The organism is Microbacterium sp. B24 (assembly GCF_000333415.1).
In the GTDB taxonomy this organism is placed as follows: Bacteria; Actinomycetota; Actinomycetes; order Actinomycetales; family Microbacteriaceae; genus Microbacterium.
In genome coordinates this window covers 1-7226 of record NZ_BADB01000533.1, presented here as the reverse complement: position 1 = coordinate 7226, position 7226 = coordinate 1, and the positions used below count along the sequence as shown (strand labels likewise).

General features: G+C 71.0%; 9 protein-coding genes. 1 reads left to right on the top strand and 8 read right to left on the bottom strand.

The window, feature by feature from the left end; genetic code table 11:
• Window positions 1-270, bottom strand: a 270-nt coding sequence (locus tag I5I_RS15740; RefSeq protein ID WP_036321999.1) for a uracil phosphoribosyltransferase, incomplete at its 3' end; no start/stop codon positions are given.
• A gap of 22 nt (window positions 271-292) precedes the next feature.
• On the opposite strand from I5I_RS15740, the gene I5I_RS15735 reads away from it, so the two are divergent.
• Complete coding sequence (locus I5I_RS15735; protein WP_036322008.1) at window positions 293-760, top strand: nucleoside deaminase; 468 nt, start codon at window positions 293-295, stop codon at window positions 758-760.
• Between the two features lie 14 nt (window positions 761-774).
• Here the strand turns inward: I5I_RS15735 and I5I_RS15730 are convergent, their stop codons facing one another.
• From I5I_RS15730 to I5I_RS15705, 7 genes are all read right to left on the bottom strand, one after another.
• Window positions 775-1887, bottom strand: coding sequence for an alpha/beta fold hydrolase (locus I5I_RS15730; RefSeq protein WP_036321998.1), 1113 nt, complete (start codon window positions 1885-1887; stop codon window positions 775-777).
• A gap of 42 nt (window positions 1888-1929) precedes the next feature.
• Window positions 1930-2253, bottom strand: a complete 324-nt coding sequence (locus I5I_RS17840; protein ID WP_204365834.1) for an aspartate/glutamate racemase family protein — start codon at window positions 2251-2253, stop codon at window positions 1930-1932.
• Entirely contained in the window at window positions 2213-2674 is a 462-nt protein-coding gene (locus I5I_RS17835) for an aspartate/glutamate racemase family protein (RefSeq protein WP_204365833.1), read from the bottom strand. The genes I5I_RS17840 and I5I_RS17835 overlap by 41 nt, the downstream gene beginning before the upstream one ends.
• Window positions 2671-3903 carry an amidohydrolase family protein gene (locus I5I_RS15720; RefSeq protein ID WP_083868061.1) on the bottom strand — a complete coding sequence of 411 codons (1233 nt, stop codon included), beginning with the start codon at window positions 3901-3903 and terminating at the stop codon, window positions 2671-2673. Before I5I_RS15720 ends, I5I_RS17835 begins: the two co-directional genes overlap by 4 nt.
• A gap of 74 nt (window positions 3904-3977) precedes the next feature.
• Window positions 3978-5510, bottom strand: coding sequence for an ABC transporter substrate-binding protein (locus I5I_RS15715; protein WP_036321995.1), 1533 nt, complete (start codon window positions 5508-5510; stop codon window positions 3978-3980).
• The gene (locus tag I5I_RS15710; RefSeq protein WP_051039691.1) at window positions 5507-6355 is read right to left on the bottom strand and encodes an ATP-binding cassette domain-containing protein; all 849 of its coding nucleotides are present in this window, start codon (window positions 6353-6355) and stop codon (window positions 5507-5509) included. The genes I5I_RS15715 and I5I_RS15710 overlap by 4 nt, the downstream gene beginning before the upstream one ends.
• Window positions 6352-7226 (bottom strand): ABC transporter ATP-binding protein (locus I5I_RS15705; RefSeq protein WP_036321993.1); only part of this gene is annotated, 875 nt, incomplete at its 5' end. The genes I5I_RS15710 and I5I_RS15705, both read right to left, overlap by 4 nt.

Here is a 7226-nt window from a genome sequence, read left to right as displayed (position 1 = left end):
CAGCTTCACCATTCCGTCGAGCATGCCGANGCCGGCGCGCAGGATCGGCACCACGAGGGGTCGCGGCTCGGAGATGCGCACCCCGGTCGTCGTCGTGACGGGCGTCTGGATCTCGACCTCTTCGACGCGCACGCTGCGGGTCGCCTCGTAGGCGAGAAGCGTCAGCAGCTCCTCGGTGAGCTGACGGAACACCGGCGACGGTGTGCGCTCGTCGCGCAGCACGGTCAGCTTGTGGGTGATGAGGGGGTGATCGGCAACGTGCACGCGCATGATCTCAGCCTACGCTGAAGGCATGAGCCTGCCCGTGCGTGCCGACGACGAGAGCGCGCTGCGTCGCGCGCTCGCGCTCGCCGCCGAGGCCGGTGCCGCGGGCGAGATCCCGGTGGGTGCCGTCGTGCGGGATGCCGCGGGCACCGTGATCGGCGTCGGACGCAATCGGCGCGAGGCCACGGCCGATCCCACCGCCCACGCGGAGATGGTGGCGCTGCGCGAGGCCGCGGCATCCCTCGGCAGCTGGAATCTGGAGGGGTGCACGCTCGCGGTCACCCTCGAGCCCTGCCTGATGTGCGCGGGCGCCATTCTGCAGGCGCACATCTCACGCGTCGTGTTCGGCGCGTGGGACGAGAAGGCGGGAGCTGCCGGATCGGTGTACGACGTGCTGCGCGACAGGCGGCTTCCGGTGCGGGCCGAGGTGGTCGGCGGCATCCTCGAGGATGACGCGCGCGCTCTGCTGCGCACCTTCTTCGACGCCCGTCGCTGACGAGGTGCCCCGGCTCAGTCGGAGGAGCTGAGGATGATCGCCTCGGTGGGCGGGGCGGGATCGGCCGGCCGGCCGATGTAGCCGATGTTCTCCAGCAGGGCGCGGCGGAACTGTGCGGGCCGCTCCAGGTGCGGCGCGTGGCCGACGCCCTCGAAGACCACTTCGGTGACGGTGCCTCCCGCCGCGCGGTAGGCGTCGAGCACGTCGCGGGTCTGCGACACCATCTCCTGCGCGGGGGCGAGCTCGGCGCCCGGCCACCCCGGGATCACGCCGAGCGCGCCGAGGTGGTTGATGTCGAAGAACGAGGCGTCCGAGACGATCGCGTCGGCGGAGCCGCGCACCCAGAGGACGGGCGGCTTGGGACTGATCTCCACGATCGCCGACGTGTCGAAGTACTGCGGCGCCATGGTGTTCAGCACGCCCAGCCGTCCGGCGGCGAATCCCGGCCAGTTCTCGCTGGCGACGCTGTCGCCGGGGTAGTTGCCCGTCGCGGTGGAGGTGGTGTTCATCGACTCGACCCAGATGTCCTCGTGCGCGCTCGCGTAGCCGGGCGCGACGTAACCCGAGCGGAAGACGCTGCGCGGCGACGTGGGGGCCTCGTCGGTCGTGTCGCGGTCGGTGAGGCGCTGGACGAAGTCGGGGTTGGCGCCGCCCGCACCGCAACCCGCATCGTCGGCGGTCACGCGCGATCCGTCGCGGCGGGTGCCGCCGAAGCCGTAGGGCGAGACCGGAGCCTGCAGCGTGAGGGAGCGTGCGGGGTGGTCGATCGCGTACTGCATGACCACGCCGCCGCCCATCGACCAGCCGACGAGGTGGGCCGTCTCGATGCCCAGCGCCTGCAGCGTGGCGAACACGTCGTCGCTGAAGTCACGGACGCCGCGCGTCGCGTCGACGGGCGCGCTCTCGGTCTCGCCGAAGCCGCGGAGGTCGATGGCGACGACCCGCAGATCGCTGGGCAGATCCTGCATGAGCTCCTGCCAGAACAGGCTGGACGACACGTTGCCGTGCACCAGGATCACCGTCTGATCCGCGGTCGCGGCCGGGTTGTCGCCGCGGCGTTCGAGGATGCCGACGCGCAGGCGATCGGTGTCGATGATCCGGGAGGTGATGCCGTCGAGGAGCGTCATGACCGCATCCTACTCCGACGACCTGACGTCATGAATGAACTTTCAGGTCAACAGACGGAGAGCTCCCAGGGGTGGTCCTGACCACACCTTCTCGCGGTCGCGCGGCGCGTACGGACCGGCCGTACTGGTGCGCTTGCCGAGGGCGACCAGGCTCTCGGCCCAGCGCACGGCGGCGGCGACGCCGTCGACCACGGGCACCCCCAGCCGGCGTTCCAGCTCGGCATCCAGTCCGGCGAAACCGGCGCAGCCGAGCACGAGCACGTCGGCGCCGTCGGCGAGCACGGCGCGTCCCGTGCCCTCGAGCGCGTCGGCGGTGCGGGCGACATCATCGCCGATGCTCGAGACGTGCACGTCGGCCGCGCGCACGGAGCAGCAGCGGCCGGCCCATGCCCATCGTCGTGATGCTGTCGTGGATGCCGGCGAGCGCTGAGGCCACCGTCGTGACGACGCCGACGCGATGACCCAGCAGGCATGCGGTGAACACGGCCGCCTCGGTGATGTCGACGACGGGCTGGGTGATGAGCTGGCGCATCCCCTCCCGACCGTGCTCGCCGAAGCCCGCCATCACGACGGCGTCGAAGGCGTCGGTGCGGCGGGCGACGGCATCCATCACCGCCGTCGCGGTCACCAGGCTCTCGACATACCCTTCGGCCGACGCGGGACCCCACGCCGGGGTCACGCCGACGACCGTCGTTCCCGGTGAGGCCGCCGCCTGGCCGATCGCCGCGATCGCCGCGGTCATGGCCGTATCGGTGTTGCAGTTGACCGCGAGGATCTTCGTGGTCATGTCAGCTCGTCGTCCTGGGCGACCACGCGACCGCGGTGGATGACGATGCGCCGCGGGTCACGGTCCATCACGGCGGCGGTGGGCGTGTCGCCGCGGACGACGACGAGCTCCGCCGGGTCGCCGACGGCGAGGCCGGGGCGGACGCCGGGAGCGAGTCGGGGCAGTGCGGCGTCGATGACCGAAGCGCCGCCCCAGGTGCCGATCGCCAGGCAGTCCTCGATGAGATCGTCGCGGGAGAAGCCCTGCGTGAACGCGAGCATCCAGGTGCGCTCCAGCATGTCGCCGTCACCCCACGGCGACCAGTAGTCGCGCTGTCCGTCCATTCCGAGCCCCACACGGATGCCCATCTGGAGCAGGCGCTCGACGGGGAGATCGAGGGGGACCGACAGCGAGCCCTTGGGGGCGATCGTCGTGAGGGCGACGTCGAGCTCCGCGATCTGCTCCAGGGCCCGATCGACGCCGGCGGAGCGATCGGCCAGCGAGAACGCGTGCGAGACGCTCACGCGCCCGGTCATGCCGAGTGCCCGGGTGCGCTCGAGGACCAGGTCGAGGGAGAACAGCCCGAGCGATCCGCCCTCGTGCAGGTGGATGTCCACGCCGACGCCGTGGCGGTCGGCCAGGTCGAAGACCGTGTCGAGGTGGCGCACCGGATCGCGATCGATCTCGCACGGGTCGATGCCGCCGATGAGGTCGGCTCCCGAACGCAGGGCCGCATCCAACAGATCGGGAACACCGTCTTCGAGATGGATGCCGACCTGCGGGAACGCGACGATCTCGACCGCCGCACGCTGCCGATGCGCCTCGCGCGCGGCGAGCACGCCCTCGAACTTCTCCAATCCCGAATCGGCATCCACCTGCGCGTGACTGCGCACGCGAGTGGCGCCCTGGGCGATCATGCGGCCGAGCGTGTACGTCGCCCGTTCGGCGACCGGGCGCTCGGCGGAGCGCCAGTTCTCGCGGTCGTTCATGATGTGCGACCAACGCGTCTCTCCGGCGGTGTTCGGTCGGAACGGCAGACCCATGCGCGTCGAGTCGAGGTGCACGTGCACGTCGCTGAACGAGGGGATCAGGATGCCGCCGTCGCCGTCGATCGTCACGGCATCCGCGGTGGTGATCGCGGGGTCGATCGTGCCGGGGGCGGCGATCTCGCGGATGCCGTCGGCGTCCACGAGCACGTCGGCGGGCGCACCTCCCCAGGGGCGGACGTCGTGCAGCAGAGTGAGGGTCACGGGAAGGGGCCTTTCGAGAGAGGTCGGAACGGGGAGGAGCGCGCGGGTGCGTCGCTCCTCCCCGTCGGGCGGGATCAGCCGGCGAAGCTCACATCGGCGAGGTCGTACTCGCCGTCGACGCGCGGCGTCCAGGTGACCTTCGGCGATACCGCGTAGTCGGCCTCGGGCGTGAACAGCGGCACGATGTAGGCGGCCTGGAAGTTGGCCTCGGCCAGGTCGCGGAAGACGCCGATCCGGTCATCGCCGGCGACGGTGCGTTGCTTCGCGACGAGAGCCGCCGTCTGCGGGCTCTTCGCGTAGTCGTTCTGTCCTCCGGCGAACAGGTTCGTCGCGGGCATGTCGCCGTCCATCGTCGAGGGCGCCCACGTGTTGAGGTAGAGCCCCTTCATGTCGACGGTGCTGTAGATGCGGTTGGAGAGCGTGGCCTGGTCCATTCCGGAGAGGGTCACCGTGAAGCCGACCGCCTCCAGGTAGCCCGCGATCGCCTGCGCGATCTCGGCGCTCATCGGGATGCGGCCGCTGGTCGCGTACTCCAGGGGGATCGCCTCGCCGTTGTAGCCGGCCGCGGCGAGCAGCGCCTTCGCGGCGGCGGGGTCGTAGGCCGGACCCTTCGCATCGGCCGCGTAGCCGGTGACGTTGGCGGCGACGATCTGATCGTTGGCCACCGCGCGACCGCTCAGCACGGTCTTCACCAGGGCGTCGCGGTCGATCGCGTGCCAGACGGCCTGGCGTACGCGCTCATCGGCCAACGGGCCGGACGTCGAGTTGATGCCGAGGAAGGTGGTGCCGTTGGCGGCGCGGGAGCGCACGTCCACGCCGCTGCCCTCGGCCGAGGAGACCTGGTTCGGCGAGATCAGGGCGACATCGAGGCTGCCGGAGATGACGCCGTTGAGGCGTGCCTCCTCGTCGGAGACGGTCTGGAAGGTGAGCGTGTCGATCTTCGGCGCCCCGCCCCAGTAGGCGTCGTTGCGCTTGAGCACGTAGTCGACGCCGCGCTTCCAGCTGACGAAGGAGAAGGGGCCGCTGCCGACGGGCGCGGCGGCAAAGCCCTCCGAGCCGAGCGCGGTGTAGACCTTCTCGGGAACGATCGACTGCGCCGTCGTGATCGACGGCCAGGGCGAGAACGACGAGTTGAGGTCGAAGACGACCGTGTGGTCATCGGGCGCCGACACCGACTGCAGCATGCCCATGTAGCCCAGGTTGTCCGAGTCGGGCGTGTGCAGCACGGTCTCGTACGTGAAGACCACGTCCGACGCCTTCAACGGCTCGCCGTCCTGGAACTTCACGTCGTCGCGGAGCGTGAACGTCCACTGGGTGAAGTCCGCGTTCGGCGTCCACGACGTGGCCAGCGACGGCTGGATCTTGCCGTCGGCATCGAGCACCGTCAGCTGGTCGAACAGGTTGTAGTAGATGTTGTAGCCCGCCAGCGACCCGTCGATGATCGGGTCGGGCGACTTCTCCGGCTCCGCGACGACGCCGATCGTCAGGTTGTGGGTCTCGGCGGTCGACGCCGAGCCGCCGGCGCAGGCAGACAGGACGAGCGCGGCGCCGGTGAGCGCGGCCGCGGCGGCGAGCGCGCGACGGACGCGGGATGTGCGGTGGGTCATGGCGTTCCTCTGTTCGTTCGGGTGAGGGCAGGTGCTGGTGCGGGTGGTGCATCCGCCCGCAGGTGCGGGTCGGGGATCGGGATCGCGGCCAGGAGCGTCCGCGTGTACGCGTGCTGGGGCCGTTCGAAGATCTCGTCGCGGGCGCCGATCTCGACGATGCGACCGGCGCGCATGACGGCGACGCGGTCGGAGAGATGGCGGACGACGGACAGGTCGTGTGCGATGAAGAGGTAGGAGAGCTGACGTTCGCGCTGCAGGTCCTGCAGGAGGTTGATCACCTGCGCCTGGACCGACACGTCCAGTGCCGAGACGGGCTCGTCGAGGACGAGCACCTCCGGCTCGAGAGCGAGCGCGCGGGCAATGCCGATGCGCTGCCGCTGGCCCCCCGAGAACTGTGCGGGGGTGCGGCGCAGGCTCTCCGACCCGATGCCGACGCTCTCCAGCAACTCGACGACACGGTCTTTGGAGTAGCGCCCGACGATCGTGAGCGGCTCGGCGACGATGTCGTGGACGCTGAGGCGCGGATCCAGCGACGAGTAGGGGTCTTGGAACACCAGCTGCACGCGGTTGCGCAGGCGTCGCCGCTGCAGCGGCGGCAGGTCGTCGATGCGCTGGCCGAGGATGCGGATCTCGCCGGATGCCGGGGTGTTCAGCCCGAACACCGTGCGCACGAGCGTCGACTTGCCGCATCCGGACTCGCCGACCAGGCCCAGCGTCTCGCCGCGATGCAGGGTGAGGGAGACGCCGTCCACGGCATCGACGACGTGGCGGCGGCGCCACCCGGTGCGTCGGGTGAATCGCACGTGCAGGTCGTCGATCTGCAGGACGGGTTCTGCGGCGCTCATCCGGCGACCTCCTGGGCGAAGCGGGAGACGGATTCGGCGTGATGGCACGCGCTGTCGTGCGCCGGCGACACGACGCGCAGCGGCGGCAGGTCGGTCCGGCATCGCGCCGACTTCGCGGGCAGCTCGCATCGCGGGGCGAACGGGCACCCCGCCGGTCGGGCGGCCGGCTGCGGAGGCGAACCCGGAATCGCGTAGGCGCGCCCCGAGGAGCTCTCGGCGGTCAGCAGGCTCGCCAACAGGCCGGCTGTGTAGGGATGGCGAGGCGCGTCGAAGAGGTCCCAGACCGTGCCCGACTCGACGATGCGGCCCGAGTACATGATGACGATGCGATCGGCGGTCTGCGCCACGAGTCCGAGATCGTGCGTGATCAGCGCCATCGCGGCGCCGGTGCGACGACGCGCCTGCGCCAGCAGATCCATGATCTGTGCCTGGATCGTCACATCGAGCGCGGTGGTCGGCTCATCCGCCACGAGCAGGTCCGGGTCGTGCGCGATGGCCGCGGCGATCACGGCGCGCTGGCGCATACCCCCCGACCACTGGTGGGGATACGCGCGGGCGCGCGCCGCGGCATCCGGCACCCCGACCGCGGCGAGGAGTTCGGCCGCGCGCCGATCGGCCTGGGCGCGGGTGACGCCGTCGCCGTGGAGTCGCACGGCGCGCGCGATCTGAGCGCCGACGCGAGCGACGGGGTTGAGCGCGGTCATCGGATCCTGGAAGACCATCGCCAGGCGACGGCCGCGCAGTTCGCGCAGCCTCTTCTCGCTGGCGGCCAGGAGGTCCTCGCCGCGGTACTCGACCCGGCCGGACAGCACGTCGACGCCGGGAGGCAGCAGGCCCAGCACGGCCGCCATGGTGATGCTCTGCCCGAGCC